This window comes from Hahella sp. CR1, from assembly GCF_029813005.1.
Taxonomy (GTDB): Bacteria; Pseudomonadota; Gammaproteobacteria; order Pseudomonadales; family Oleiphilaceae; genus Hahella.
On sequence record NZ_JAPELK010000013.1, the window covers coordinates 162,696 to 189,117 of the forward strand.

Sequence of the window (26,422 nt, forward strand, 5' to 3'; positions counted from 1 at the left end):
CAGGACTACTTCCTGTTTTCTTTGCGTATCACCAGCTTCAGGCCAGACCACACCTCGTCCACCGCGCAAACTTTCACATCCACTAAGCCCATAGGCAAAGCAATGCGCCGGACTTCATCTTCCGTCATATCCGTCGTCACCTTGGAGGCCTTTTTAGGCCAGGATATCCAGATCATGCCATTCTGCTTGATATGATCAACCAGGTTCCCAAGCTCTGACTCCAACTCATCATGGCTTTTAGTAAAGAAGTGGATCATGTCCAAATCAGGACGGAGCGCATCAACAAGAAGCACATTGTCAGGCAGAGGGCTAACCAGCTCTGGGTAATCAACCGGCGCATTTGACGCATAAAGCACAAAACCTTCTTTAACGCCCAGCTTTTTAGATAATGGGGTGTTTGAATAGCCCGACAAACGTTGCTCCCGACAGGAATGCCCAATTAACATGGTTATTGCTAGCGTCGTATCAACAACTAAACGCCTGAAGACAGGAATGCGCTGATTTTCCTATTAACGCTAAAAACCTCTTTCTTCACTGCTGGATGAATGAGGAAAAAACAAATTAACCAGCTCAAAAGGCCCTTGGTCTCGTAGTAAACCTGATGCGTAACTTTCGTTCCTGACTCGCACGCAGCGAATTGAAGCCTCTGGTGCATGTGCTTTATCGGCATACTTCGATCAGTTGCAGCTTCATTGCCGTTATCCAATTTAGTCGACTTTTCAATCATCCTGACTTCTTTAAGGTAGTCATATAATTCAAAGTCTATTGTGGTGGTCGCCAAAGCATTGTCGCCAACTAAATACCGCATGAGATATCCATCCGGCCTCTCCTTGCTTCCCTTGAACTCCACCGCAACCAATTTTTTAGCCTTCAGCCATTTATCCGCATTTTCAAGCAAAACCAATTCGCGAAAAACGCGCTCAACTCCAGCGTTAATGGTGTACTCAAAACTTCTCATCATAAAGCGTCATCAATTTTATCTTTTTGAAAAGAAAAACTATTTACTATCCAGCCAACCATTGCTGATCTTCACGACAGCATTAGCATGATTAGAGTAAAAAATTAGACGCATTATGGCGAGACATATCAATAACGGCACTGAAGGATAAAGCCCAATGAAAATGAAACTATACCTATAAGCCAGGGGCCGCCCCCTGGCCTGAACGTCAATGGCCTCAGTCGTATTGCGCTTCCCAAGTCACCGTGTAAACCGCTGTAATGCTTTGGCTTTTGGGCGCGCCAGAAGTACCGTTGCCGGAGTTAAACTGAACAAGGTAGTCCTTTGCTTCCTGCACAGGTATCTCCAGGTAAGAAACCCCGTCTTTAAAGCCGTTTTTGGGCGTGAATTTGATGGTTTCCCGATAGCCGTTTCCTGTCACGGTGACATCTCCGTCAACGCTCATACACACCGCCCGTTCCGGGCAGTCGACAAATAACGTGTCGATATTGAAATTCACTTTCAGCAAACCACTGCTTGTCGCACGGAACTTATGATTGATAGCGCCGCCATGCCCCAAGTCGACGGAAGCTCTGCTTTCTTCGTCACGCTGGATTTCGCCATCAATGGAATACCTTAGTACAGCGCCGTTGTCGTAGGGAGAGTAGTCCAGATCGTAGCGCATGGAGGATGTAGCGCCATTGGCGGAGGCGCTTAAATTATAGGATTGATGCAGCGGCGTCGCTTCCCGGTATGTCGTGGACTCCCACTCTGATTTTCCAACCCCGTCTACCTTGGCTCTGGCGGTTGTCTTGTAATATTCGAAGATGGTGTCCGCTGACATGGCGGGCGTGGAGATGATCGAAGCGGCCAAAGCCAGCATTGCGAATTGCGTTTTCATTAATGAAGTTCCTTTTAAGTATTAGCCTGCTGTCGAGAATCAGGTATTCAGCGAGACAGCCATGACTGGCGCTGCCGGACCTGAAACGGTTCCCGACGCAGGTTAACCAAGCGCTCCATGCCTGACTTGTAAAAAAGTACTGTCTATCCCGGCATTGCCATTCCCAATGCCGGGATAGATCCGCCAACGCGCTTAAAACCGCACGCGGTAGAACGTGGCGTACAACACAGGCACCACACAAAGGGTCAGTATCGTGGAGAACAACAGACCCGCCATGATAGCGATAGCCAGCGGCTCCCACATTTCGCCTCCACCCAGATACAACGGCAGCAGCCCCAGCACCGTCGTTGCGGTGGTCAACAAAATCGGCCTGGTGCGTTGCTGCGCAGCGTTGATAATAGCCTGACCATGCTCGACGCCTTCCGCCAGCTCCAGATTAATACGCTCCAACAATACAATCGCGTTGTTGATAACAATCCCAGCCAGAGACACTACGCCCAGGAAGGTCATAAAGCCCATGGCGCTGTTCAAGGCCAACAGCCCCGCCGATACGCCGATCAAACCCAGCGGAATCGTGCTCAGGATAATGATCGCCTTGCGGATGGAGTTGAACTGACCCACCATCAAAATCAGAATGACAAAGCCAGCGATAGGCAGTTTATCGACGATAGACTGGTTCGCTTTGCCAGAACTTTCCGATTCGCCGCCCAGTTCATAGCGAGTGCTGGTCCCCCACTCTTGCTGCTGCTCCTTGAGCCAGGGCGTCAGCTCAGCGAACTTCTCCGCCGCCGTGATGTCCCCTTCCAATTGAGCGCCAACGGCGACGGTCTTCAGGCCATTGCGACGAAAGATTTTCGCGGTGTCCCAAACCACTTCAATATCCGCCACCTGCGACAGAGGAACCGACTTACCGGTGGATTGCACATAGACCGACAAGGAACGAACGCCGCTTATATTGTTGCGATTGGAGCCTTCCGCCCGCACCATCACGGGAATGATATCCTCCCCTTCCCGGTACTCCGTCAATTCCAGCCCGCTAATGCCCGCTTGCAGAGACACCGCGATATCCTGACTGGTAACGCCCGCCCTAAGCGCCCTGGGTTGATCGATATGGATCACCAGCTTCTTGATGCGCTGTCCCCAATCATCGGTGATATTGGTCAGGCCGCCGATTTCACGCATCTTCGCTTTCAAGGCGTCAACGCGACGAAACAGCACATCCGCATCCGATCCGCTTAACCGCACTTCCACCGGATTCGCCACAGAGGGTCCGTTGGCCATGGGTTTAATCGTGGCTTCAAGATCTGGATGGTTATCCAAAGCATAGCGGCTGATGCGGTCAATCAGGCCACCCACCAGCTTGGCGTCGCTGGCGGTGACGATCATCATCGCATAGCTGCTGTTATTGGGTTTTGGGTTATAGGACAGAATGATTCTGGGGCCGGCGTTGCCGACATAACTGACCCATTTGGTGACGCCTTCCTTGCGCGATTCCGTCACCTGCAGTTCGGACTCGATAAAGCCTTCCATGTCCGTGACCATCCGTCTTGTCTCTTCTATCGCCGTACCTTCCGGCAGTTTCAGCTCCACCTGAAAGTAATTCCGATCAGAAGGCGGGAAGAATATCTTCGGCACATAACCGAATCCTTTCATGGCCACGATAAACACCAGCAATGTAACGACAAGCGTCACCGCCCTATTTCTCAGCAAGGTCGTCAATACGCTGCGGTAGGTGCGATAGAACATCGATCCGTAGCTTTCCTCCTGTTGAGTGACTTTGAGGAAGTACACGCACAACATGGGAACCACGGTGAGAGAAATAACCCAGGAGGCGAGAAGAGTAATCGCCACCACCTTAAACAGGGAGGAGGTGAATTCGCCGACATTGGACTCCGCCAGATAGATCGGCAGAAAAGCGGCGATGGTCGTCAACGAGGCGGTCAGCAAGGGGATACGCAGCTCCATCGCGGAGTCTATGGCGGCGTCTGTGGCGCTCTTGCCCTTCTCCATCAGCACCATGATGTTCTCCGCCATCACAATGCCGTTATCCACCAGCATCCCCAGCGCGATAATCAGCGCCGCCAGAGAAATCTGATCCAGTCCGATATCCAGATAAGACATCACCAGAAACGCTAACAGCATGGACAAAGGAATCAGGGTGGAGACCACCAGGCCCGTTCTCAGGCCCAGTGTGAACAACATGACGATGGAGACAACTGCAATCGCCTGCAGCAGGTTGGAGACAAAGTCGCTGACTTTCTGATCCACTTCTGCGGGAGAAAAGCTGACCAGATCAAACTCAATGCCGTAGGGATATTGCTGCAACAGCTCATTCATCATCGCCGAGACCTGCTCGCCCAGCTCAATATTATTGCCGCCTTCCCGCATGGCCACCGCCACCGCCAGCGCAAACTCACCGGATGAGTGCAGCAAGGATTCCGGCGGGTCCACATAACCGCGCACCACCGTGGCGATGTCTTTCAAATACATCAACCGGTTGCTGCCGGGAATATTAATGATGGTCTGCTCTATGTCTTCTACCGACTCAAAGTTGCCGCTTGGTTCAAGCGATATGCGCTCACGCCCCAGATTAAAAGAGCCGCCGGAAATAATAATATTGCGCGTTTCCAACGCCTGCGACAGCTGACTAGGAGACAGCCCCAGCTCAGACAGACGAGAGTTATTGTATTCAACAAAAATACGCTCTTCCTGTTCGCCCCAGATTTCCACTTTGGCGACATCCGGAAACCTCAGCAGCTCCGTTTTCACATCATCGGAGATCTTTTTCAGTTCCGCGTAGTTAAAGCCTTCCGCCGTAATAGTCATGACAATGCCGAACACATCGCCGAACTCATCGTTCACATAGGGACCAACGACGCCATCGGGAAGATCCGTGGAAGTGGACTCGACTTTGCGCCGCAGGTTGTCCCAAATCGGACGCATGTCCTTGTAGCTTTCCTTGATGTTCACCGTAACGATGGACACGCCGGTACGGGATTCGCTTTTCACGAAATCCAACTCTGGTATTTCCTTCACCGCTTCTTCAATCTGTGAGGAAACCAGCTCCTCCACCCGCTCGGGACTAGCCCCCGGGAAATAGGTCACCACCTGCGCCGCCCGCATGACGAACCCCGGGTCATAAGCACGAGGCATTCCCAGGAAGGTCATGGTTCCGGCTACAGCAATCACCAGCAGGAGAACAATCGTGAGCCGGTTATTCTCTATCGCAAGCCGTGTGATATTCACTTGCTCCCCTCCGCGGTCAGGCGCACTTGCAAGCCGGAGTGCATCTTGCTCATGCCGGCGGTCACCACTTCATCGCCCTCTTCCAGGCCGGACAGAATTTGAATGCCGTTGTTCTGAATCGCTCCGGTAGTCACCGCGTGACGATTGACCACGCCTGTCGAGTCGTTTTCATGTCTGACCGTCCACACGTAGCGGCCATCGCCATCTTCCTGCACCACATGAGGCGGAACAAAAATAGCGCCGTCCTGCTCCGTCGCTTGCGGCGGACGGCCTCTAACCGTGACGGACATGCCCGGCAGAATGTTGTATTTAGGGTTCGCCGGCATGCTAAAAGTCACGTTGAACAAACGCGTCGCTTCATCCGCACGAGAGGACACTTCTTTTAGTTTCAGGGGAAAACTCTCGCCAGGAATGCCGGAGAACAATGCCTGCACTTCCGGCTCTGTCCCCTCCTGCGCGGTAATCATCAAGCTTTCAGGAATATCCACTTTCACCAACAGAGAAGAGATGTCCTGCAGCGCATAAATCGGCTGCATGGCGGAGACTTCTTCATAGTTTTCAACATAACGCTTGGCGATCCTGCCGCCGAACGGCGCCTTCAGTTCGGTGTACTCCAGATTTCTCTGCGCAGACTCCAGCGCCGCCTGGGCCGCAATATCCTGCGCCTGCAATTTGCTGAAATCCGACTGGGAAATAACGCCTTTGCCGATCAGGGATTTACCCCGCAGGAAATCATCATGGGCCTGCTGATAATCCGCCTGACGACTCTTGAGCTGAATGAGGAAGTCAGTATCGTCCAGCTTCGCCAGCACCTCCCCTTCCTTCACAATCTGTCCTTCATTCACGTTCAGACTATGCAGTTTCCCTGTCACCCGAAACCCCAACTCCGCCTTCTGCGCCGCATCCACCGTACCGGGAAATTCACGCCAGTTCGCATTCTCCACCGCTCCCACCACAAGGGTCCTGACGGGACGCAAAGGTTTCTCCTCCGTCGTCTGTTGGTCCGTTTCAGAACAACCTTGCAATACGCCAAGAGAAAGCAAAATCGCCATAAAACTGAACTTGCTTAGACTGGTCATCGTGACTCCCTAGCTATTGATCTACTGTTAAATTTAACCCGGCGGACGCAAAGAACCGATGCGCCATGGAATGGCGGAATTATGGCTGGTTAGGGGGAGAGGGGCTAGTTTTTAGTTAAGGTTGGCGTTTGTACGTTGTAGGAGAGATTAACGTCTCTCTTAAAAAAAAGGCTAGTGGATGTACTAGCCTCTTAACATAGCTCTGAAACGAAAAAACTACTTTATTGATGGTAGGAGCGGAGGTCAAAAATAACCGGAAATCCGCCAGCCGCGCCGCCACAAGCCTTGGTGAAATTTCCATCGTCATAGTATGAAACACTAACTTCATTCCCTGACACGTAGTTACTAAGAGCATGGGAATATACCGCTTTGGCGACATCAACGCTCATACGCTCACCATTAGGATCCAGACACACCCACCCTTGTTTACCGCAAGCTGTATCTGCGACTTGTAACAAAGCGCCATATGCCGGACCAGTTGTAATAGAAATAATCTTACTTTTCGCGCAACTCTGCGCTGCATTAGCTCCCATAGATGAAAGCAACAGGCATAATGCAGCAATGACTTTAGTTTTCATAAGTAACACCTAAAATTAAAATAGTTAATAAAATACAATCCCTTATTTACAGATAGTCCTACTATGCCCGACCGTCAAACCAGTCAGGAATAGTAATTGTCCTGTTAGTGAAACTCTCGTTGTCGAGCCAGCTTTGCTTGATGCCAGTAAATCTGCGCTTCTTGAGCTGTATACTGACAAGCAATTGCAGACTAAATTAAGATTTCAACGGCTTCCTATCAAGCTCCGGTGGCTACACTTAACGCCCACCTACCGCCCCCTTCAAGGGGTCCTCACGACGTAATCTGCAACTTGGGCAATTCAGCAACACACTTATTTTTCCTGCAAAACGCCCAAACTCGCACAGCACTTTATCGCCCAGAAAGACCGGTGACAAAACTCTACTATTATCTCCAGAAACCTTCTGGACCTTTTCCATTGTTAGCTCACCCGCCTGAAACAGCTACGACCAGTCAGTCTCAAAGGATTACTTTTTGCATTTGATTATATGCCTGTAAATTTGTGTAAACCTGAATGAGAAGATCTGCGCTCAGAAATCGCCCAAGAAGTAGGGTCGTAAACTCTCCTGATCATATAAATCAGTCGTCTTTTCATATACTGTGCTTATCGTAGGTTTGAAGCCAAATGATTCACTGACAGGACAGGCAGTCCAATCAGAGGATCGTCGCTTACTCCAATCATTAAAAGTCGTTCTTCAATCGCAGTATTAGGGGACTAAGCTAGCTTGTTTGCGTCATCGTATGCGACAACAGAACCAAGAGGATCCTTTAAGATATAGTTTTGTTTGCCGCTGAAGCCCCACGCTCATTGACGAATACTGCAAAACCTCCAATATAACGGCGCTCTTCTTCCATCCCATTCGTCTTGACCACTTTAGTATATAAAGCAGAAAACACTTTCAATGTTAATAAGGGGGGAGTAATTAGAGCATTTTCTGGATAAAGGAGAGGAATCATCAAGAAATACCTCCATGTGTAATGAGCAACAAATCTCACGATCAGTATACATCTGGCGGAAAATTAGCTCAAAAAAACACCCCATTCTCTAGCCGAGAAGAGACAGATAATAAGTTACAACAAATTAATATTTCAACAGAAAAAAAATATTTCTTATAACACAATGAATTTAAATAGCTTTCACCCTCATAATCTATAATGCAAATGTTCACCCGATCTTCAACTTGCCATGGACAAGCCCCCGACGACTAAGCCGCCGAGGGCTGAGGATAGATTACAGAGGACGGCGTTGTAGTCCCTCTTCTTCCGACTCAAGGACGCTGTCTTTGCTGATCGACAGGCTTCTCAGCATTAGAGGCGGATCTTGCGGGGCTACGCCGGTCCAGTCCTCCAACATGGAGTAGGCTCGGCCCTTATCACGCTCGTTCAAAGTGAGGATGTCGGAGCCGTGATTGCCGCCTTTCACCATAAAGGTGCGAGTGCCGCGACGGTTGGAGTCCGGGATAAAGAAGGCCGCCGCAGACCATGGGTCGATTTCACCGTAGATCATGATCACGTTTTTGCTTCTCATCGTCGCAAATTCGGCGATATCCCACATGGCTCTGTGATCGAAGCGCTGGGTCGGCCATTCGCTGACATAAGCGCTGTAGTCGTTTGGATCGTACATCAGCAAGTTACGCATATGGCTGGTGAGCAAACGGGGATACCCCAGCTGGGTGATCGCCTGATAGAAATAGGCTTCATACTGTTCCAGTCCGGAATCCGTAACGAAGGTCAACGGCCCCCAGGCCAGCATGAAATCGAACAGCTCCTGGTCACTGGCGTCTTTAGCGGGGATATCTTTGCAGTATTCCAGATCTCCGTACTGATAGAACTGGAAGTACAACTCGCCGATGGTGAGGTCCAGTACGCGATCCAAACCGCCTTCGAGATTGAACTCCAGGCCGTTTTCAGTTGCGTAGGTCTGGATGTAAGCCTTCATGGTTTCCCTGCGCTTCAACACTTCGCGCTGGTAGCGCTTGAGCGTTTCACGACAGGCGCGTGGGCCGACTTCTTCCTGGAACGTCACATAGCGGGGGTCCAGACGACCAAAGCTCTGCGGCGCTACATTGGCCACGGTGCCGTCTACGTCATTGGGGAAAAAGCGGCGGTGATACATGGCTGTCATACCGCCTTTACTGGCGCCGCGTGAAATCCACTTGCCGCTGTAGAACGGACGAATCGCCTGCACGATACGATGATGATCTGAAGCCGCCTGCTTGATTGTCAGATACTGCCAATCCAAAGGATCTGGTCTGGATTCCGCAAAGTAGCGGTGCTCGATTTTCAGCTGGCTGGCGTTGAGCACTTTGGTGAGGTTGTAGCGGTAGGTGCTGACGGAAATGTTATAGCCGTTTGTGGCTAACACCATTGGCGCTTCCGCAGATTTATGCAGCAACACCATGCGCTGCTTGAAAGTTCCCATGGCGGGGTTAGCGTGATCGATGGGCTGCTCGTAACGGATCAGAATGTAACGGTAGCCTTCCGGTGGGTTGTCCAGCTCTTCCGCTTCCATTCCAGGCACGCCATTGAGGTATTCCAGAATGTCTTGGTCGGGCGCCTGATTGGCGTAGCCGGCGCTGGATAGAAAAAGGGAGATGAGAAACGCGAAAAATAACGAATAAGGTGATTTTCTAAGCATATCCTTTGTCGCCTTGAAAAATGAGTTCCTTTTCCAGGCAGGGAGGCGGCTGTTTTTAAACCTGCTCCGAGGCGGCCTAACGCGCTAAGCGCTCGTCATTCCTGCAAGAGTGGTTAGATTATTATTCTTAAGATTAAGAATCCTCAGCTGATCCGTGCCCGGGATTTATTATTGAGAGTAGGGTCCTTGGTTGTCTGGGTAGCCATGCTCCTTTAGCTGCGCGATAGGAACGCCATTATAGCCATGAAGAACGACGGATTTAAACGAGTAAGTCAGTAAGCGGCCGCATACCGTCGCGGCTGCTTCATGATGAGCAGGTTAGACAAATGCCTCCCGCCCAGTCTGGCGGCGCGTCGGCGTATCGTTCTGCGCCGGGTTGTGCGTTGAAGGGATTTTTAACGATGCGAAGCAGGTTTTGCACCAGCAGGTAATCGCCCTGATGCGCTTCCCGGATGGCTTCTTCAAGCATGTAATTACGCAAAATGTACTCAGGATTAACCTGCTGCATGGCCTGTGTTCTGTCCAGGACAGTGGCGGAGGATGTCTCTATCTGTTTCCTATAGTCGCTCTTCCAGTTTGAAAAAGCGCGGCTATCGCAACTCAGGTCAGACATGAAAGCCAGACTGCTTTCGCTGCCATCGTAGTGACCCAGGGCTCGCATAAAGCGATTCATGTCAGTGTTGTGAGTAGTGAAGAGAGTGAGCAGTTCGTCTATGAGGCGACGTTGCTCGCTATCTTGAGCTCCCAGAGTCGTCGCGCTGAAGCCCAGACGCTGCGCCATTTTTCCGTAAAAGGCGGCGCTGTAGCGCTCGGCGAAACCATCAAGCGCTGACTTTAATTCTTCCAACGGAATCAACGGCAGTAACGCTTGAGCCAAGGCGGAGAGGTTCCACAAAGCAATACCGGGTTGTTGCTTGAACGCGTAACGCCCAGCGGTATCGTTTTTGTTGCTGATAAAGTTGGGATCGTAGCTGTCGAGAAAGGTGAAAGGGCCGTAATCAAAGGTTTCCCCGATGATCGACATGTTGTCCGTATTCATCACCCCATGTACGAAGCCATAGCTTTGCCATTGCGCGACTAAATCAGCCGTGCGGTCGCGGACTTCATTGAACATGGCGAGGTAGGGATTCTCCGCTTCTTGCAGGCCGGGGAAATAGCGCTCGATACAATAATCCGCCAACAATTTGAGGTCGTCATGCTGGCCTAGATAATAAAAATGCTCGAAGTGGCCAAAGCGAATATGGCAAGGGGTGACGCGCAATACCATCGCGCAGCGTTCCATACCATTACGCATGGTATATTCCTCACTGCCCACCAGACATAACGCGCGAGTGCTGGATATGCCGAGGCCGCTCATGGCGGCGCTGACCAGATACTCCCGAATACTGGAGCGCAGCACGGCGCGACCGTCGCCGAAGCGTGAGTATGCAGTCCGCCCGGCGCCTTTCAGATGTAGATCCAGACGCTGATTATCCGTCGTCACGACTTCGCCCAACAGCAGGCCGCGCCCATCTCCCAATTCCGGGTTGTAATGCCCAAACTGATGCCCTGCGTATTTCATCGCAATGGATTCACCAGCCTCAAGAGCGCCTCCGCCACCGCAATAGCGCGCCAGTTCTTCAGGATTAATGTGGCGCCGATCCAGCCCGAGAGTCTCCGCCACGTCTCCGTTGAAGCTGATTAAATGCACGTCTTCCAGCGGCGTCTGCGCGACTTTTTGATAAAAGTGCGAAGGCAGACGAGTGTAGCTGTTATCGAAGGTTAGAGCGTTCAGGGACTTGGCGGCGGACGACATATGCAGACTCAGAATGGGCTTGGGGTGATGGCGCTTACCTTAACATAAGCGCATTTTCCGCGCGCCCTTCCGGGAAAAACAACTAAGTAAATTTAACTTGGTAAAATTAACGGAGGCGCCTTTTTGCCCTAACGGATTATGCTGGCGTTGAAAGTAAACGTAGCGTCAAGCCTCGCAGGGTGCGCAGGCGAACACTGCGCCTGTGTTATACCTCCCTGTACGCCTTTCTCTGCGTACTTTCAAAACATACCGATATCAAAAAATGGATTACATAATATGAAAAAAGGAATCATGGCGACGCTGACTGCGGCGGCATTTTTTTCTGGCGGCGCAACGGCGGATAATGCTCTCTTAACCTCTCACCCCAACCTCATTAATGAGGATATTGAAATCTACGACTTCGCCTATGGCGGCTCGGGTTGCCCATCCGGCTCCGCCAGTGCGGTAATGTCTCCCGATTACTCCAAAATCAGTATGTTCTTTGACCAATATACTGCAGACTCCACCACCGCAGATTCTGGCCGCGTCCGCAAGAGCTGTAACCTGGGCGTCGCCGTTCGCGTCCCCCATGGTCTGACCGTGGCGCTGGTGGCGCTGGACTATCGTGGATACGTAGACAACGCGCCGGGCGCTTATGCATCGCTACAGGCGAGCTACTTCTTTGCGGGCGAGTCCGTCGGCTCACGCCTGAACAAGGAGTGGATGGATCCGGAAAATCCTGTTGTAGAGGACTTCCTGGTCGAAGATAACTTCCGCATTGGCTCGATTTCCTGGTCCCCCTGTGGGGAAGACGCGATTATTCGCGCGAATACCAGCATCAAAGCCTATAAAGCGGCGGATGGCGGCAAAGCGGAAATCCAGCTGGATACTGTCGACGCCTCTTCCAAGATTGAGTATCAATTGCAGTGGGATACCTGCCAGCAGCCTTGAGGGCGCTTGCGGAACATAACGCTGGATAAGCGCGGTTTCTGGTATTAGAAGATCAGGAACGAATTGATCCGCCCGAGGCGAAACTGCAGGAGCAGTCTTTCGCCCCGGGCGGTCTTGCCTTTGGCTCGTCAGTCATGAATGTGACGGCCGTGCGATGGCTAGTACGGGATTTTATGGGGACAGTAACGGACGTTAGGGGAAAAGCTTGTAACCGCTTTTCCTTCTGGCGCGAAATATTTTTCTCAACTCTTCCTTGAGATGATCTGGATTATTGCAGTAAATGGGTTTACAGCTTCCGTTGCGCGCATCCAGTTTGCCGGACACGCACAGAATCTCCAGGCGGCCGAACAGGTCCCGTTGAATGCTGGCCCGGTAAAATCGACGTTGTTTCGGGTGTTCCCATCGAATCATCTTAAATACTCTAAAGTCGGTTATATTCGGCGGATTTGTATCGGCGACATTCGCCGGATGTGCATAATCTTTCCCTTTACGCATCATCGGCGCCGCTCCGATATCCGGCTGATCTGAGCCTGACGTCGCTTGCGGACAAGGCTCATCAACGCAACTGAGGAGCGTTCCCAACAGGGTCCTGTCTATGGACCATGAAAAGGGTTGCGGAGTTTATCTAAACCGGGGCGAAAAAGACACCCTCTCAACGCTTAAACCGCTTAATTTTTATTTGCTTTGGTTACTCCATAAACAGCCTGCCAGTCACTTCAGCAAAGGGACAATAGCTCAATGCCAATAGCCATGCCAATACCGTTTTGGCCGATTGGCGCGACCTCTTAACAAGTCCTGTGGACAGGCCTCTGAGTGGGAAAATACCAGACCTTCCTGCGGACTTTGCTGCATCAGATCAAGCAGGCGTTGGATTCTCTTTTCAGTCGGTGGGTGCGTCCTGAACAGGGAGGGTTGAGACTCTCCTCGCCCCGGAGCGAAGATACGCTCCATCCAGCTTCCATGCCGCTCCTCAATGGCCCGTAAAGCAGAGGCCAACCCGGAAGGGTCTCCGGTCAATTGAGCCGCCGTAGCGTCAGCCAGGTACTCACGGGTGCGCGACAGGCCCAATTGCAGTAGAGAGAGAAGGAAAGGATAAAGGAGCAGAGTCAAAATGATTGTCCAATCGACGGACATCGCCCCCAGCCAGATCAGCGGAAGGTTGATCAGCAGTAAAAACTGGCCAATATGAGTCAGCAGAAACACCAATCGGCTGATACTGTCGGCAATCATCATGACCCGCACATCGCCATTGCGAATATGCGCGATTTCATGCGCCAACACTCCAGCCAGCTCCCGTTGAGAAAGAGAGTGCAGCAGGCCCTGTGAAACCACAATCGCTGCGTCCTCCCTACCGCCTATTGCAAAGGCGTTCAGGACACCGCTGGGCGCAATGTAAAGCTTGGGCGTATTCGATAGTTCCGCCCGTTCGCTCAGAGCCTGAATCAATCGATATAACCCCGGAGCCTGGACGAAAGGCAGATATTGCGCTTTGTAGGCGCGAATCAACATGTCCGGGGCCAGCCTCGGCGTAACCATTAGCGAGACGATGACGACGCCAGCTAAAGCGTAAGCCGCCATCGCCCCAAAGAACCAGCTCGCCAGCACCCAGGCCAGAAAACTCATGCCACTAAGAATCAGCACGGAATGAACGGCATTAATCATCCGATGCCGTTTAATCCGCCAACTATCCACGGAAAGCACTGCAACGCCTCCTATTTATAGCGAACCGTTACTTAACTTGAGAGCCTTACCTATATATCAGGCCGACGAAGCGGAATGAAAAGTCCCACGATTGAAAAACAGACGACGAAGACAGAATAAGGCGCAATGCAAATGGGGACTGGAAAAGCGCTCTTGAAATCGGGTAAAGTACGCCCCATATTACGATCATCGGGGACGACTTGGTTTCGACGCCGGTTACAAACCCTGAGGTGCATGTCGAGTGGACAGTAACACTCGTACTCCAATTACTGTAAAAAATAGTCGCAAACGACGAAACTTACGCTCTAGCAGCCTAAGGGCTCTAGCACTCATGCCAAGGTGCTTGTACCGCGGTTTTTATGAGTGTCACCCATAACAAGCTAGCCTGTGCAGCTGCTCCAGTTGTACACGCGAAACTTCAGGAGATCGCCTTTTACACCCTGCCCTTCGGGTCGTAACGGGTTAACTGAATAGAGGGTCCTAAGCATGTAGAGCCAATGGCAGAGGACTGGCGGACGCGGGTTCAATTCCCGCCGTCTCCACCAAATTTGAAAGGCCAACCTTCTCGGGTTGGCCTTTTTTATTGCCTGCTCCTACGTACTGTCGCGGGTTTCTTCGGGTTCTCGCGGACTTGGCGAGTCACCCCAGAACCGGGTATTTGCCCCTGTTTCGCTCTCTCCTGGCCATTTCTCTCTCCTCCCTCGCTCTCCGCCAACCTTGAAGTCCGCGACTTTCCTAAACCACTTTTCCTTTGTAAACAGCTAGTTACATGGCGGACTAATCGAGCGGTTTGATTGCAGCATTGGATGTGCCGAAATTTCCGTCCAATGCCTGTTATCGGGGGAGAGCCATGTTTAAGCCCAAACCAGCCCTGCCTCTCATGCCAGAATATCCCATAATGTAATGGGAATTTGAGCAAACCGCGTGAAGGAAAACAGAGATGACAGACTTCCCGAAACAATACGCCCTATGGGATGAATTCCTCTCGGTTTGGCCAGCATCGCGCTTGACCACCATGTCGCTGGATGAATATAGCCAGGCCGGGTCAAAGGAAAGTTTTACCTACTGGATTGAATCGGGGCTGGATGAACTAGGCAGTATCTGGGGGGGGCTCGTCATTCAAGTTTGGAGTGTACTCCCGAAGAAATACCGATGCCAAAGCCTCAGGCACCAGTCGCTCTTATTCGGATAGCCACGCTTGGTATTCATCGCTGGGTACAACAGCTGAAGAAGCGTTTGAGCAGGTGCGCAGCTCTGTTGTGCAAGTAGCGGACTGGGCCGCTGCTGGTGATCTGGATGCTATTGAATCTTTCGAGTACTTGGGGGAGGCGTTTAAATGGAAAATTGCCTTCCATTATCAAAATCGCGAGACGTCAACGATAGTCGCCATATTCAAACGCGCACCGTTGGCATTATTTGTGAGTGAAAAAGCCGGCCAGGGCATGGCAAAACTGCAACAAGCAACGATGGCTAAGCGGCCTTCTGACCTTGGTGTGCTAGAGTTTGGGTGGCAAGTATGGGAAGCATGGAGCCTGAAGAATCTGAATATTTGGAAATTATCACATGGCAGTCCCCCCAATTTTAGCGAAGATGAGCGAAAGCAGTATTTAAATGATCGGTTGGCGGTGATGCACCGCGATACCGCAAAGAATCAAGGTAAGAATTTTTCAGAAATCCCCGTCGGCACCTTATTTTTTTTGTGCCATGGCAGTAGCCCGCAACGCATTGGTCAGTTCACGTCAGAGGCCATGCCCTGCTCTAAGGGGGATGGCTGGTTGCAGCGTAATTATCGCGTGCTTAAAGGAGCAGCCCGAACCGATTCCTATACAGCAAATTCCAAAGCTTGGTCCCCCAGAGGCAATTCCACCTTTTGGAAAGTCGGTACAGACGATTTGCCAGAGTTCGAAACTACGTTGCTTAAACCGTTTTTCGGCACTGACTTGGCGGAACTGGCTGGTTTGGCAGGTGAATCGATAGAAAACACTGTGGTTAATAGCCAGTTGACTCAACCAACAGGCGAGTCGATAGCTGAGAGCACATCCATGCGATCTTGCTTTAATCGTATCTACTATGGCCCTCCCGGTACCGGTAAAACCTACACTCTTATGCAATTGCTGAAGCGCGATTACGCGCCCCAGAATTTTCGTTTTGTGACGTTTCACCAGTCCTATGGCTATGAAGAATTTGTTGAGGGTTTACGCCCTGTTCTCTCCAATAGGAATAAGAACCGAGACGCTGAACCTGCCAAGTGTTACGACAGTGGGGAAGTACAATATGAAATTCGACCCGGCGCATTCAAAGAGCTTTGTAGCAATGCGCGAAAAGCACCGAACCATCGTTTCGCGATGGTGATTGATGAGATTAACCGGGGCAATATCAGCAAAATTTTTGGAGAACTGATTACCTTGATTGAACCGGACAAACGCGATCCGCTTGATGGTAGCATTCCCCCCATTGAGCTGATCTTGGCCTATTCCGGCGAGAAGTTCTCAGTGCCTGCTAATGTTGACATTATCGGCACAATGAATACAGCCGACCGGTCACTCGCACTGTTGGACACGGCTTTGCGCCGGCGTTTTGATTTTGTACCTCTGCTGCCCGACACTCGCACAAAGAAATTGACTGATGAACCGCACAGCGCCCCGCTAGCAGGGCTCATTGTTACCACAGTGAATGGAGCAATCGATGTGCGCCGCATGCTGGAGCGTATGAACCAACGCATCGAAACCCTCTATGATCGCGACCATTGTATTGGACATGCTTACCTAACCGCTTTATTTGATGAAGATGACGGCGATGCGCGTTTTGAGAAACTAAGCAATATTTTCAGAAATCGCATCGTGCCACTTCTGGAAGAGTATTTCTTCGAGGATTGGCGAAAAATCCGTTTGGTGCTAGGTGACAACCAAAAATCTGAGACCGCCCAGTTCGTTACGGAAAGTGAGAGCCATGAACAGGACTTGAGTAATCTGTTTGGTAACAACCACGATCTTGACAGCTACTCCACTAAACGCTGCTATCAAATACAAAGATCCGCATTTGCCAACCCCAATGCCTATCTTGGCATTTATCACCAAGTGGGGTAAGGGCAGGCTCATGGCAGGTACTACGATCTACGAATTTGATGCACTTTTGGCTACACCCCGCAGCGGGCCTATTGTCGCGGGCGTACAAGTTGTGCCGCCACAGGTATATGCTTGGCTAGAAACCCAAGCATTACGCGTGGCTGAAAAACACAAAGCGCCGTGGCTAAGGTTGACCCAAAGGCAAGGCCAACGAGCCGTCCAAGTGACTAGCTTTGTCGGCGTGATAAGATCCCCAGATGGCTACCAAATTGAGGTGTTGCCCAAAGTCGCCAAAGTCATTAATGACGGCGATGTACAAGCGCGAAAACTGTTACTGGAGATGCTGCGTTGCCTGGGACGCTTTCGCCACATTCAAACGGATAGCGCCAACTTGATGGCAGCGCACATGCCATTGCTTGAAGTATTTATTGCGGAGTTTTTGCGCTCAGTCGAGCAGCTCATTAAACGCGGCATATATAGCGATTACACTACCCAACAAGACAACCTGTTTGCCTTGCGTGGAAAACTGCAAATCGCCACACATATGCGCCGCAATCTGTGCCGGCGAGATCGTTTCTTTACGGAGTTTGATGAGTTCACGCCCGACCGGCTGGAAAATCGTCTATTACATTCCGCATTGCTGCAGGTTCTAAGCTGGACCTGCTCACAGCGCAACCAACAATTAGCTCGGGAATTGAGTTTTGTGTTTGCTGGGATTCCCATATCACCAAACCCTTCAGCAGATATCCAGCAAGTGCGTTTAGATCGAAGTATGGCACATTATTTAGCGGCGCTGGCATGGGCGCGTTTGATTTTGGAGGACAAATCACCGCTCACGGGCGCGGGTGGGCATGACGCGCCCTCACTGCTTTTCCCCATGGAGGCTGTATTTGAGGCGTTCGTAGCCAATCATCTCAGCCGGCAGCTCGCACAAGGGTTCACGCTGCAAGAACAAGCTCGAAGCCTCTCTTTGGTTCGGCATATTGATCAGGATTGGTTCCGTCTTAAGCCTGATTTATTGGTGCAGTCTTCAAAAGTGAATCGGTTGGTGTTGGATACCAAGTGGAAGCTAATTGGCGCGAAGCAGGCGACGGGGTCCGATAAGTATGGATTAGCGCAGAGCGACTTTTATCAGCTCTACGTCTATGGTCAGAGTTACTTGGATGGCAAAGGAGATGTGATACTCATTTACCCCAAAACAGAGTCCCTGGATAATGTGCTACCAGCATTCTATTTTCCGAAGTCAAAAGGCTTACGGCTATGGGTTTTACCGTTTTGTTTGAAGGATAAGCGTTTGCTATTACCCGAGTGCGGAAGTCTTGATGCGATTTTCTTTAATACACCACAACCGTACGCAGGTTTTCAAGACCTTCTAACGGTGCGAGACAATCATTAAGAGTTCTGAGACGAAATAGGCGTCAACCTATTCCAAAACTAGGCACTGATTCAGCGTACTGCCACAGGCTTAGGCTTCTACGGGTTCTCGCAGACTTGGCGAGTCATCTCAAAGCCGGATATTTGCCCCGGTTTCGCTCTCTCCCTGCTGTTTTTCTCTCCTCACTCTCTGCCAACCTTGAAGTCCGCGACTTTCTAAAACCACTTTTACTTTGTAAACAGTTGGTTACATAGCGGACTAATCGAGCGGTTTGATGGCGGCATTGGTGAGGAAGCGGATAGCTGCATTATCAAGGGGCACCAGCACTACTACCATCGAGAATGTCTGCAACTGGCGAAAGCCTCCATAGAGCATGTGATACAGCAATAGCCACGCGAGGCAAATTTCTCTAACAACTTTGCAATCTGCTGTAAGACGGTGAACTTCTAAGTCCATTGATAGCCGGCTCTAACCAAAGCCCCCGCAATAAATACCCGATTTAGCAACAAGCTATTTTCCCGAGGCTTGTAACGTCAATCGCCACTTCACTAATATTGTTTCATTCCGACTCAAATCATAACCCCCTCCCTCATCGTCGCCTCGCTCGCAGCATTTCGCCCCCCTTAAGCACATTCTGTAGTCTCTTGATAGGGGCTGAAATGCTGCTATGGTTGTATAGGGTGATGATGGAGAGGAGCCCTCTCTTGATTCGGAGCGGAGTGAGTTTTTCGCCCAGACTGGGTATATATTCCAAAGTACCTCAGCAGTTCAGCTTCACCTAAAAATCTGAGCCATTTGTCTTAACGAAATCGTTGATATTTAAGCAAATGAGAACATTTAGATCATTAATTGAGCTGCCTCACAATAAAAATAGTTTTCGCACAGCCAACTGTTCCCATAGCAGACATTAGAGTTACTGCTATATTTGCACTCAAGTTATGTGATAAAAGAAACCTAAGGTCATAAGCAAAAGGAAAGAGCATGACAACAACAATTTCAGTTTTTAATAACAAAGGCGGAGTAGGAAAAACTTCTATTATCTGGAACTTATCAGTATCCCTTGCAGATAAAGGCAATAACGTACTGCTAATCGATTTTGATCCTCAGTGTAATTTATCCATCGCATGCTTAGGAGATAGAGAGTTTTCAGAACTCTTGGAATCCTCCGATGAGCATCCTTTTGGAGAAACGATCAAAGCCTTTGCTTTGCCGTATATTCAACAGAACCGCATGGGTGATGTCTACACATTTTCTCCTAAAACAGAACCACAAGGCGGCACACTCCACATTGCACCTGGAGACTTTTGGTTAAATACATTTTCAGATATTTTAAATGTGGGTACAGACGTGATTAGCGGATCAGGTTTGTATAGATTTATCCTCCCAGAGTTGATCGCCCAACAGGCCGAAGCAATAAATCATATTACATATGACTATGTTTTGATTGATCTTCCACCTTCATTTAATACCCTAGTTCGGTCTGCACTGTACTGCTCGGACTACTTTTTAGTCCCATGCACCCCTGACTTATTTTCCGCATATTGCGTAGGACTAATTGGCGAAATGCTTCCGTCATTTATTAGAGACTGGGAACAAGGTAAAGAGAGATATCTAGAAGTTAATCCACGAGATAACACCATCAGCCATAAAGGTATGCCTAAATTTGGGGGATGGGTATTTAACGGTTTTGATACTAGAAAGCGGGATGGTGTTAAACGGGAAGTTGGTGCTGATGCTGAGCACCACAGATCAATTAGAAGGTCAATCGAAGAAGAAATGATGCCTCAACTTAGAAAGATTAAAGCGTATAATGCCGTACCAGACTTTGTTAAAGTTGAGCCAGTCGCAGGAATTGAAGACCTAAATGTTATGGCGCCAGATAGTATTATTCAGAATGTCCCTATTCGCTACTTATCTGATTTTCGGCCTACAAACGCTCTAAGAGGGAGAGGTCAGTGGGCACATAATCAAATTGATTTGATGAATGAAATGGCTGATGAGTACGATAAGTTGGCTCAGTACATTATTGATAATTTCTGAGCTACTAGTAGGTTATTGGGAGAAAAATACACACTGTGCTCCGGTTGGTCATCTAATTGCGTTAGATGGTTGAGGCGAGAAACCATCTATAAATAAATGCAATCTGTTTCCTTCCATAATGCAAATAGTATGGAGAGTGCTATTTCGTCACAAACTGAAAGTCCGACTTATGGAGCTAGTTTGGGCATTTATTCTCACTTAAATATACCCAGCTATCTGGAAAGACCTAAATATTTTCCTGTTAACTTTAGTGCTTAAAAACTGTGCGAATAAAAATTCCAATATCCGTACTATCAATATCTGACTTTGTCATCTGCTTAGCAATACGCCAGTTTTCACTCTTCTTCCAACTATTTTGATTGCTAAGTTTTTCAAACTCGCCTAACGCGGAATAGGCATATCCAGGAAATGCTTTACTAATAGCCGACTGTGTAAAATAATTTTCTGTAGCTCTACGCTTTGTTAGATGGCAAGGGATATTAAGTCTGCCACACATGGAGTGAAACTCTTTCCGTTTCTTCGCTGGGGAGCCTGTTTTAGACTCCTGTTCACTATCAACAATAGCAACCAAGTTATCTTTGGCTAATCTTTTTATTTCTTCAAACTCGTGCTCCACCCCTGGTCTTACGAGAGAGTCACCTCCTAAAGGGATTATAACAACTTTGTGATCAAGGCCATACAACCGTAAAAATTGTTGGAACACTTTCACTTCGGTGGTTCCTTCGACTAAAAGGACTTTATCAAAGTTAAGATCACGATACGCTGAGTAGTTTAAAGATGCTAATAGTTCTGGAAGATAGTTTATGGAGTTTAGATGCTGTAGTGTAGCCCCTCTAGGTGTATTGTGAACTGACAGTATATCTCTATCTGAAACTGCACGTGCTAGTCCCATAGAATGGGTCGAAAGGAACATTCCATACTCTGCATATGATGTTAAGCTAGTAACAAAATCCACTTGCATAGTCGCATGGAGCCCACGCTCAGGTTCATCAATTAGAATAAAGCTTGGACTGCTTATCGCAGCGGTTCCTAAAGTCAAAATAAACTGTGATATTCCATCCCCCATTTCAGATAGCTTTGCTGGCGCATCATTAATGATTATATCCATATCCATGTCATTGTTTGATGGATTAATTTCCAATTGCTCATATTGGAATATATGTCTGATGTCTTTCTGAAGAGCAGATATTTTTTTCTTTCTTTCCGTATCTACGCCAAGTTTATAGTCTCTCCACCTACTTACAAATGTTTTTCCAACATATAAATCAAAGTGTTTGCCCCCAACATCTGCTGACGCAAATCGGTTGGCGCCAAAGTAAATCATCCTATTTAATATGCCAAAAGCATTGATTATATATTCGGCGGAATGTAATGGATTCTGGTTTTTATCGCACAATGCTTTTTGAATGGGTGAGTACAACATTTTAGTTGAGTCTATTGGCGAATTACTTTCGGATGAGTATAATTTCACATTAAAATTATTTATACGCTCTCTGGCGAGAGTGAGATGAATTTTGCTTACAAAATCATTTCCAAAAAATTGAAACAGTTCGGAATCTATTATCGAAATTTCAATTTGTATATCTTTTTCATTAATATCAGTAAATACTTTGGTCGGCTCATGTAGTGAGTATGAGATATTTGCAGAATTAGTATTAATGACCTCCTGTAGCCCATCTCCTGCTAGCCTCGCCCACAAACTTCGGAACTCATAAAAGAAACGAAATATTGTCGACTTTCCAGAATTATTTAGACCAACTATAGAGGTAATTCCTCTGCTGAGATTCAGCTGAAGAGGCATTTCCTCAGTGTAGCAACGATAGTTTTTGACGACTATTCTCATGTGTCCTTCCTAGAGTTAAGTGCAAACAGAAATCAAAAAAAACTTCTCTATGATCAATGTCGATCATGAGCTATCAAAATAGTCACAGTTTTAGTCACACACCAATTCACTACGCTTGCTCAGATAACTATTTACTTTAGAGTAAATACCTGTTGACTTGGGTTCAACAAACCAATGTACGCCAATCATAGCTCTAGTTAATGCCACATATGCCAAACGCATCCCTTCTTCTAGTTGAGCAATATCATAAGTTTGCTCGCTGATTCTAGACATCTTATAAGCTAAGTTCCTAAGTGGATATTTATTATTACTGTCGCACCCACCAATAAGTATAGTATATTCAGATTCAAGACCTTTGCTCGTATGAAATGAGTGCACCATTATCTGCTCCTCAAAATTTCCGCCCTCTATTTTTTCTTCAAGCAAGCTTTTCAAGTCGTCAGCAACAGCTCTTTTCCTTGCAAGCAACAACACAAATGGATGATTTCTCTTTCTTCTTTCTTTCGATGGGATTTCAAGATACAAATCGTTATATTTTTGAAGAAGTCTAAAAACCTCATCCAAATCAATGCCTTCATTTAGCTCTATTTCTGGATAAGCTCTATGCTTAGTGCATTTACCGCGTTTAAAGGAGCGATTACTGACGCCATCCAAGGCGGATTCTGCTGCACAAACTATATCTTGGTAGGAGCGAAAGTTTTCCTCCATTACTATGCTTTCTATGTTATTAGATGTAAAAGCTTTACTTTTATTTAAAATATATTCTGGTGAACTTCCTCTCCAGCCATAAATGGATTGGTAGTCATCTCCAACTCTGATCAAGGATGGGAGCTGTCCTTTCAAACGATGGAGAACGGCCTCAAGCCAATTCACTTCTTGGGGAGAAATGTCCTGAAACTCATCAATAAGTATATGCTTCAAGCTAAGGAGTGCATTCCCTGTACTTTCTAGAATATCGAAATTAGCAGAACCTGCATCAGAAAAGGCAGCAAAAATGCAGTTAAACCTAGTTATACCGCGCCTCGCAAGAAAAGTATCAAAGTAAGGAAAAAAGATGCTGATAGCTTTGATAAAAAGCTGATCGTGAATTGTTAGATTTTCTTCATGCAGATTTTCTGAAAGTGAAGCTATTTTCACTCCAAGACTTTCTATGAAAACAGCCGTATCATAGAAAGCGCTAAGTATGTCTTTAGGTTTGAATTCTCCTTGCAACTGAACTTCAAAAATAGGAGGGTGAGAGCTTTCCTTACGACACCACTTCAATAGATTTTCTTTATCTGTATTATTCCTAACTATGATCACATTTTTTGGCTTAAAGTGACTAATTATGTCCACCTTATTATTGCATGCTAAAGGCAAGCTTATCGAATATTTATCTTTCGTCTTTAGCTTTTCCATCCTTAAGCTTTCTAGTGTTTCAAAATCAGGAGAAACAACAATATAAACCCCTGCTTCATTTAGATAATAGTTTGCATGAAGTCTGATTTCTTTGTTTCTATATGACATGTATATTGGGTATGGTTGCCCAGGCTTTTCGAAGGGAAGATCGATGCAGTTGTAACAGCGCTCACACAGTTCTAAATCCCTGTTTACTATTATTTCAATCAACTCTAGCGAGCGCTTTATAAGGTCTAGATTAGTGGTTCTTGCCATCACAGAAAAGGCTTCTAGATAAAGCTCGTCGACTAATGCTTTAAATTCATTATTCTCTTTGTATAAAAGGCTATACGCGGCGTGCAATGAGTCACGCTGCGGTTTTGTAAGATTAGACAGCATTGCAGATATATTATCTACATCTTCCATTTTTGGAGGTGGCTCAATATCACCTGACTCTGTTTCTTTCAAAAACTCAAAGATATCAATTCCTTGTGAGCATATGCCACCATTTCTTGCTAGCTCATATACCTTTGAATGAAAGGTTCTTACGTTCTTCTTTGCATCCTCATATGTGTAATCAATGCCATTGTCATTAAAGACCTTTATTAATTTTTTCCGGAAGTCCTCACAGGATGCACGAGTAAAGGAAAATACCGTAATCTCTTCCAAAGGGATTTTTAGATACTTATGCATAACCAGTAAGCGTTGCACCAGAGTAGTCGACTTCCCTGAACCTGCACCGGCTAGCACTAGAGTATTTCTTGACTTTGAAAAGATTAGCTCCTTTTGAGCCTCGGTAGGTAATTGAACGCCTTCTTTTGAATAAAGGTCTTTGTTAACTTTATCAATAAGTAGATCATCAATATGAAACTCTGTTTCTGGAAGTAGTTTTCCACTTTTACTTAGGCTTGGGGGGCTGCTTACAATTTCAATCTTGCTTTGGAACTGTTGGCGCGCTTCTTCGTACCCTCGTTGAAAACTATTTTCATTTGCCTCAGACAACAACCTTAACAAGGTTTTCTTACGAACAAATGCAAAATAAATCAAGACGTTTTTAAGCCACTGAAAAACTCTTTCCATTTTTTGGATATTCCTGTTTTATAACCATGGCATGAATCTTAACCCCTCCATGGCGGCATATTTATTGATAGCAGTTTAGAACACTGCAAAATATAATTTATAATTGTGCATTCACCGCATGATAAAAGGAGATTCTGCACTTGCTAGCTTCGTTGACTATTTGAGTCTAAGTGTATTAATGATACCGGCGAACCAATTTATGATCGAGTTCGAAGATCGCTTAACGGAGTATCTTTAAGAACCAGGCAGATACACAGAATTATTTACAGGGTCCCCAAAATTCTCACGCCAGGCTCCGTAATATCCAAAACTAATTAATCAGTTATCCTACGTGTTAATGAAGCGGAAAGGGAATCACATGACGTAGTTCGTTATCCCCCTGCGCACCAACTCTACATCTGGCCAGTTCAGATCAGCGTCTACGGGACTATTAAGCCATTCCTCATCCAAGCTTTCAGATTGATTCAACCAGCCTAGCTCCATTAAGTCTATGCCAAGTATTTGCTCTATAGCCCAACCGGCTATGCGAGCATGCTCCAAATTTTCCATTTGTTGAAGCACCCAGGGCAATAGGTCTCTGCGCTTGGCTGCCCCCACGGCAATTAGGCATGAGCGTATTGGCTCTGGCTTTGATTGCAGCACTCGCATTAAATGATCTGCAGAGTCTGCATCTAGATTCCGGAAAACGATTTTTAGTAGCCTTTCCCTGTATGGGCCTGGCTCATAGACAAACTGACCAAGGGGAAGTGATGCAGCTGGTACGCCTAGCTTGACCAAACGCTCCAGAACGACTGCTTTTTCGCTCATTTCCATTTGGTCTAGCATAGTGATCAATGTTGATGTCGCGTCTGCACTGCAGTATTCACAAAGTCCGCGAATAGCAACTTCATTATTCTGTTTTTGAGCGGCTTTAATTAGCTCATTCCAGGAAAGGCTTGGTTGTATATCCATAGCCATGAGTGCGCAGTATCCAAGTGCTGCATGGGCAGGTTTACCCGAGGTCACCATGCGAGAGCATAACTGCTTAACCTCTGGCGAGGGAGACCATATCAAAGCATCTAACAACGCATGCCAGAAGACGTACGACTCTATGCCGGCATCGACAATTTGTTTAAAGCGGTTAAAGTCAAAAGGTTCCAGAGAGAGCATGCATCCCACGAAATACTCACCTCCATGGGAGCTGTCCAGTAGGCCCTCAAGCTCTTCCCAAGCGTATTCGCGCAGCAACCTAACGCCTTTAATATTAGGTTTCAGCCGCTGTTTAAGCTGAGCAATGTAGTACTCGTCTGGCGTTGATTCTTGCCGTTGCGCCCACCAACTATCCCAGAGCGCTGCTGCGTCCTCGATAAAGAATTGGAGCACTTCTGGGTTATAGGAGAGCTGCTCAGACATCTTAAAGCACCGTGTTCTTTTTGTTATGAAACACCGGATCGGCGAGTCTGCAGACGTTTTTTCCTTCAAACTTCACATCAAAAGAATACATCATGAACTCCGCTGTATTCTTAATGGTTCCGGACTTAATGCCACCACCAGCAGTGCCAGGTTCGTCTCCTGTGGACGTACAATACTGCGCCGTTTTGATCGTCGCCATTTGCCCGTCGGTTTTGATGGTTTTTGTTCCTTTTACCAGATCCGAAGACATCGCAAGATTCGGATATGGTATCGGCACTGGACCTCCTGGAGTGGGAGTCTTGCACACATCTGGAAACGCAATGCTCTTACCCCCGCTGCCTTTGTGGGATATTCCACGGGTATTGGCGAAAACGGTGACTGCCATAAAACTCTCCTGTTTTCCTGAATATTGTCGGAACGCTTATGTGGCGACGTTGCCAAGCTTA

20 protein-coding genes and 1 other RNA gene are annotated in these 26,422 nt (G+C 47.9%); 5 read left to right on the top strand and 16 right to left on the bottom strand.

Features of this window, described 5'->3' with window-relative positions; genetic code table 11:
• Positions 1-5: 5 nt before the first annotated feature.
• The 9 genes from ONV78_RS26080 to ONV78_RS26120 all read right to left on the bottom strand — a co-directional run bounded on the left by ONV78_RS26080 (position 6) and on the right by ONV78_RS26120 (position 11,173).
• Complete coding sequence (locus ONV78_RS26080) at positions 6-413, bottom strand: DUF3052 family protein (RefSeq protein WP_279507376.1); 408 nt, start codon at positions 411-413, stop codon at positions 6-8.
• A gap of 59 nt (positions 414-472) precedes the next feature.
• Positions 473-961, bottom strand: coding sequence for an SRPBCC family protein (locus tag ONV78_RS26085; RefSeq protein WP_279507378.1), 489 nt, complete (start codon positions 959-961; stop codon positions 473-475).
• A gap of 214 nt (positions 962-1,175) precedes the next feature.
• Positions 1,176-1,838, bottom strand: coding sequence for a hypothetical protein (locus tag ONV78_RS26090; RefSeq protein WP_279507380.1), 663 nt, complete (start codon positions 1,836-1,838; stop codon positions 1,176-1,178).
• A 192-nt stretch (positions 1,839-2,030) separates the two neighbouring features.
• Positions 2,031-5,084 (bottom strand): efflux RND transporter permease subunit, encoded by a 3,054-nt coding sequence (locus tag ONV78_RS26095; protein ID WP_279507382.1) that lies wholly within the window; start codon positions 5,082-5,084, stop codon positions 2,031-2,033.
• A complete protein-coding gene (locus ONV78_RS26100; protein ID WP_279507385.1) occupies positions 5,081-6,163 on the bottom strand; it encodes an efflux RND transporter periplasmic adaptor subunit in 1,083 nt (360 codons plus the stop codon). The genes ONV78_RS26095 and ONV78_RS26100 overlap by 4 nt, the downstream gene beginning before the upstream one ends.
• A gap of 221 nt (positions 6,164-6,384) precedes the next feature.
• Positions 6,385-6,741 (bottom strand): hypothetical protein, encoded by a 357-nt coding sequence (locus tag ONV78_RS26105; RefSeq protein ID WP_279507387.1) that lies wholly within the window; start codon positions 6,739-6,741, stop codon positions 6,385-6,387.
• Positions 6,742-7,508: 767 nt separating this feature from the next.
• Positions 7,509-7,700 carry a hypothetical protein gene (locus tag ONV78_RS26110; RefSeq protein WP_279507388.1) on the bottom strand — a complete coding sequence of 64 codons (192 nt, stop codon included), beginning with the start codon at positions 7,698-7,700 and terminating at the stop codon, positions 7,509-7,511.
• Positions 7,701-7,971: 271 nt separating this feature from the next.
• Positions 7,972-9,378: a S28 family serine protease gene (locus tag ONV78_RS26115; RefSeq protein WP_279507390.1), complete on the bottom strand. Its 1,407-nt coding sequence runs from the start codon at positions 9,376-9,378 to the stop codon at positions 7,972-7,974.
• A gap of 304 nt (positions 9,379-9,682) precedes the next feature.
• On the bottom strand, positions 9,683-11,173 hold the full coding sequence (locus tag ONV78_RS26120; protein WP_279507392.1) for a protein adenylyltransferase SelO family protein: 1,491 nt from the start codon (positions 11,171-11,173) through the stop codon (positions 9,683-9,685).
• Positions 11,174-11,449: 276 nt separating this feature from the next.
• Here ONV78_RS26120 and ONV78_RS26125 point away from each other — a divergent pair, with 276 nt between their 5' ends.
• A complete protein-coding gene (locus tag ONV78_RS26125) occupies positions 11,450-12,103 on the top strand; it encodes a DUF4360 domain-containing protein (RefSeq protein WP_279507393.1) in 654 nt (217 codons plus the stop codon).
• Between the two features lie 192 nt (positions 12,104-12,295).
• Here ONV78_RS26125 and ONV78_RS26130 read toward each other — a convergent pair whose 3' ends face one another.
• Together ONV78_RS26130 and ONV78_RS26135 are read right to left on the bottom strand one after the other, a co-directional pair.
• Complete coding sequence (locus ONV78_RS26130) at positions 12,296-12,514, bottom strand: WGR domain-containing protein (RefSeq protein WP_127968804.1); 219 nt, start codon at positions 12,512-12,514, stop codon at positions 12,296-12,298.
• Between the two features lie 324 nt (positions 12,515-12,838).
• Positions 12,839-13,765: a zinc metalloprotease HtpX gene (locus ONV78_RS26135; protein ID WP_279507395.1), complete on the bottom strand. Its 927-nt coding sequence runs from the start codon at positions 13,763-13,765 to the stop codon at positions 12,839-12,841.
• 230 nt (positions 13,766-13,995) lie between these two features.
• Between ONV78_RS26135 and ssrA the strand changes: the two genes are divergently transcribed.
• From ssrA to ONV78_RS26150, 3 genes are all read left to right on the top strand, one after another.
• Positions 13,996-14,349, top strand: a transfer-messenger RNA (tmRNA) gene (ssrA, locus tag ONV78_RS26140).
• Positions 14,350-15,063: 714 nt separating this feature from the next.
• A complete protein-coding gene (locus tag ONV78_RS26145; RefSeq protein WP_279507396.1) occupies positions 15,064-16,890 on the top strand; it encodes an AAA family ATPase in 1,827 nt (608 codons plus the stop codon).
• Between the two features lie 10 nt (positions 16,891-16,900).
• Positions 16,901-18,265, top strand: coding sequence for an McrC family protein (locus ONV78_RS26150; RefSeq protein WP_279507398.1), 1,365 nt, complete (start codon positions 16,901-16,903; stop codon positions 18,263-18,265).
• Between the two features lie 237 nt (positions 18,266-18,502).
• Here the strand turns inward: ONV78_RS26150 and ONV78_RS26155 are convergent, their stop codons facing one another.
• Positions 18,503-18,700 (bottom strand): hypothetical protein, encoded by a 198-nt coding sequence (locus ONV78_RS26155; RefSeq protein WP_279507400.1) that lies wholly within the window; start codon positions 18,698-18,700, stop codon positions 18,503-18,505.
• 525 nt (positions 18,701-19,225) lie between these two features.
• Between ONV78_RS26155 and ONV78_RS26160 the strand changes: the two genes are divergently transcribed.
• Entirely contained in the window at positions 19,226-20,284 is a 1,059-nt protein-coding gene (locus tag ONV78_RS26160; protein WP_279507401.1) for an AAA family ATPase, read from the top strand.
• 247 nt (positions 20,285-20,531) lie between these two features.
• On the opposite strand, the gene ONV78_RS26165 is transcribed toward ONV78_RS26160, so the two are convergent.
• From ONV78_RS26165 to ONV78_RS26180, 4 genes are all read right to left on the bottom strand, one after another.
• Positions 20,532-22,127, bottom strand: coding sequence for an AAA family ATPase (locus ONV78_RS26165; RefSeq protein WP_279507403.1), 1,596 nt, complete (start codon positions 22,125-22,127; stop codon positions 20,532-20,534).
• Positions 22,128-22,217: 90 nt separating this feature from the next.
• Positions 22,218-24,584: a UvrD-helicase domain-containing protein gene (locus ONV78_RS26170; protein WP_279507404.1), complete on the bottom strand. Its 2,367-nt coding sequence runs from the start codon at positions 24,582-24,584 to the stop codon at positions 22,218-22,220.
• 354 nt (positions 24,585-24,938) lie between these two features.
• The gene (locus ONV78_RS26175; RefSeq protein ID WP_279507406.1) at positions 24,939-25,976 is read right to left on the bottom strand and encodes a hypothetical protein; all 1,038 of its coding nucleotides are present in this window, start codon (positions 25,974-25,976) and stop codon (positions 24,939-24,941) included.
• Between the two features lies 1 nt (position 25,977).
• A complete protein-coding gene (locus tag ONV78_RS26180) occupies positions 25,978-26,361 on the bottom strand; it encodes a DUF4150 domain-containing protein (protein WP_011399423.1) in 384 nt (127 codons plus the stop codon).
• Positions 26,362-26,422 lie beyond the last annotated feature (61 nt).

What these genes read in the sequence shown, in the direction of transcription:
- ONV78_RS26085 (WP_279507378.1), bottom strand. Translation starts at nt 961, where the DNA reads ATGATGAGAAGTTTTGAGTACACCATTAACGCTGGAGTTGAGCGCGTT.
- ONV78_RS26090 (WP_279507380.1), bottom strand. Translation starts at nt 1,838, where the DNA reads ATGAAAACGCAATTCGCAATGCTGGCTTTGGCCGCTTCGATCATCTCC.
- ONV78_RS26100 (WP_279507385.1), bottom strand. Translation starts at nt 6,163, where the DNA reads ATGACCAGTCTAAGCAAGTTCAGTTTTATGGCGATTTTGCTTTCTCTT.
- ONV78_RS26105 (WP_279507387.1), bottom strand. Translation starts at nt 6,741, where the DNA reads ATGAAAACTAAAGTCATTGCTGCATTATGCCTGTTGCTTTCATCTATG.
- ONV78_RS26115 (WP_279507390.1), bottom strand. Translation starts at nt 9,378, where the DNA reads ATGCTTAGAAAATCACCTTATTCGTTATTTTTCGCGTTTCTCATCTCC.
- ONV78_RS26120 (WP_279507392.1), bottom strand. Translation starts at nt 11,173, where the DNA reads ATGTCGTCCGCCGCCAAGTCCCTGAACGCTCTAACCTTCGATAACAGC.
- ONV78_RS26125 (WP_279507393.1), top strand. Translation starts at nt 11,450, where the DNA reads ATGAAAAAAGGAATCATGGCGACGCTGACTGCGGCGGCATTTTTTTCT.
- ONV78_RS26130 (WP_127968804.1), bottom strand. Translation starts at nt 12,514, where the DNA reads ATGATTCGATGGGAACACCCGAAACAACGTCGATTTTACCGGGCCAGC.
- ONV78_RS26135 (WP_279507395.1), bottom strand. Translation starts at nt 13,765, where the DNA reads ATGATTAATGCCGTTCATTCCGTGCTGATTCTTAGTGGCATGAGTTTT.
- ONV78_RS26150 (WP_279507398.1), top strand. Translation starts at nt 16,901, where the DNA reads ATGGCAGGTACTACGATCTACGAATTTGATGCACTTTTGGCTACACCC.
- ONV78_RS26155 (WP_279507400.1), bottom strand. Translation starts at nt 18,700, where the DNA reads ATGGACTTAGAAGTTCACCGTCTTACAGCAGATTGCAAAGTTGTTAGA.
- ONV78_RS26160 (WP_279507401.1), top strand. Translation starts at nt 19,226, where the DNA reads ATGACAACAACAATTTCAGTTTTTAATAACAAAGGCGGAGTAGGAAAA.
- ONV78_RS26165 (WP_279507403.1), bottom strand. Translation starts at nt 22,127, where the DNA reads ATGAGAATAGTCGTCAAAAACTATCGTTGCTACACTGAGGAAATGCCT.
- ONV78_RS26170 (WP_279507404.1), bottom strand. Translation starts at nt 24,584, where the DNA reads ATGGAAAGAGTTTTTCAGTGGCTTAAAAACGTCTTGATTTATTTTGCA.
- ONV78_RS26175 (WP_279507406.1), bottom strand. Translation starts at nt 25,976, where the DNA reads ATGTCTGAGCAGCTCTCCTATAACCCAGAAGTGCTCCAATTCTTTATC.
- ONV78_RS26180 (WP_011399423.1), bottom strand. Translation starts at nt 26,361, where the DNA reads ATGGCAGTCACCGTTTTCGCCAATACCCGTGGAATATCCCACAAAGGC.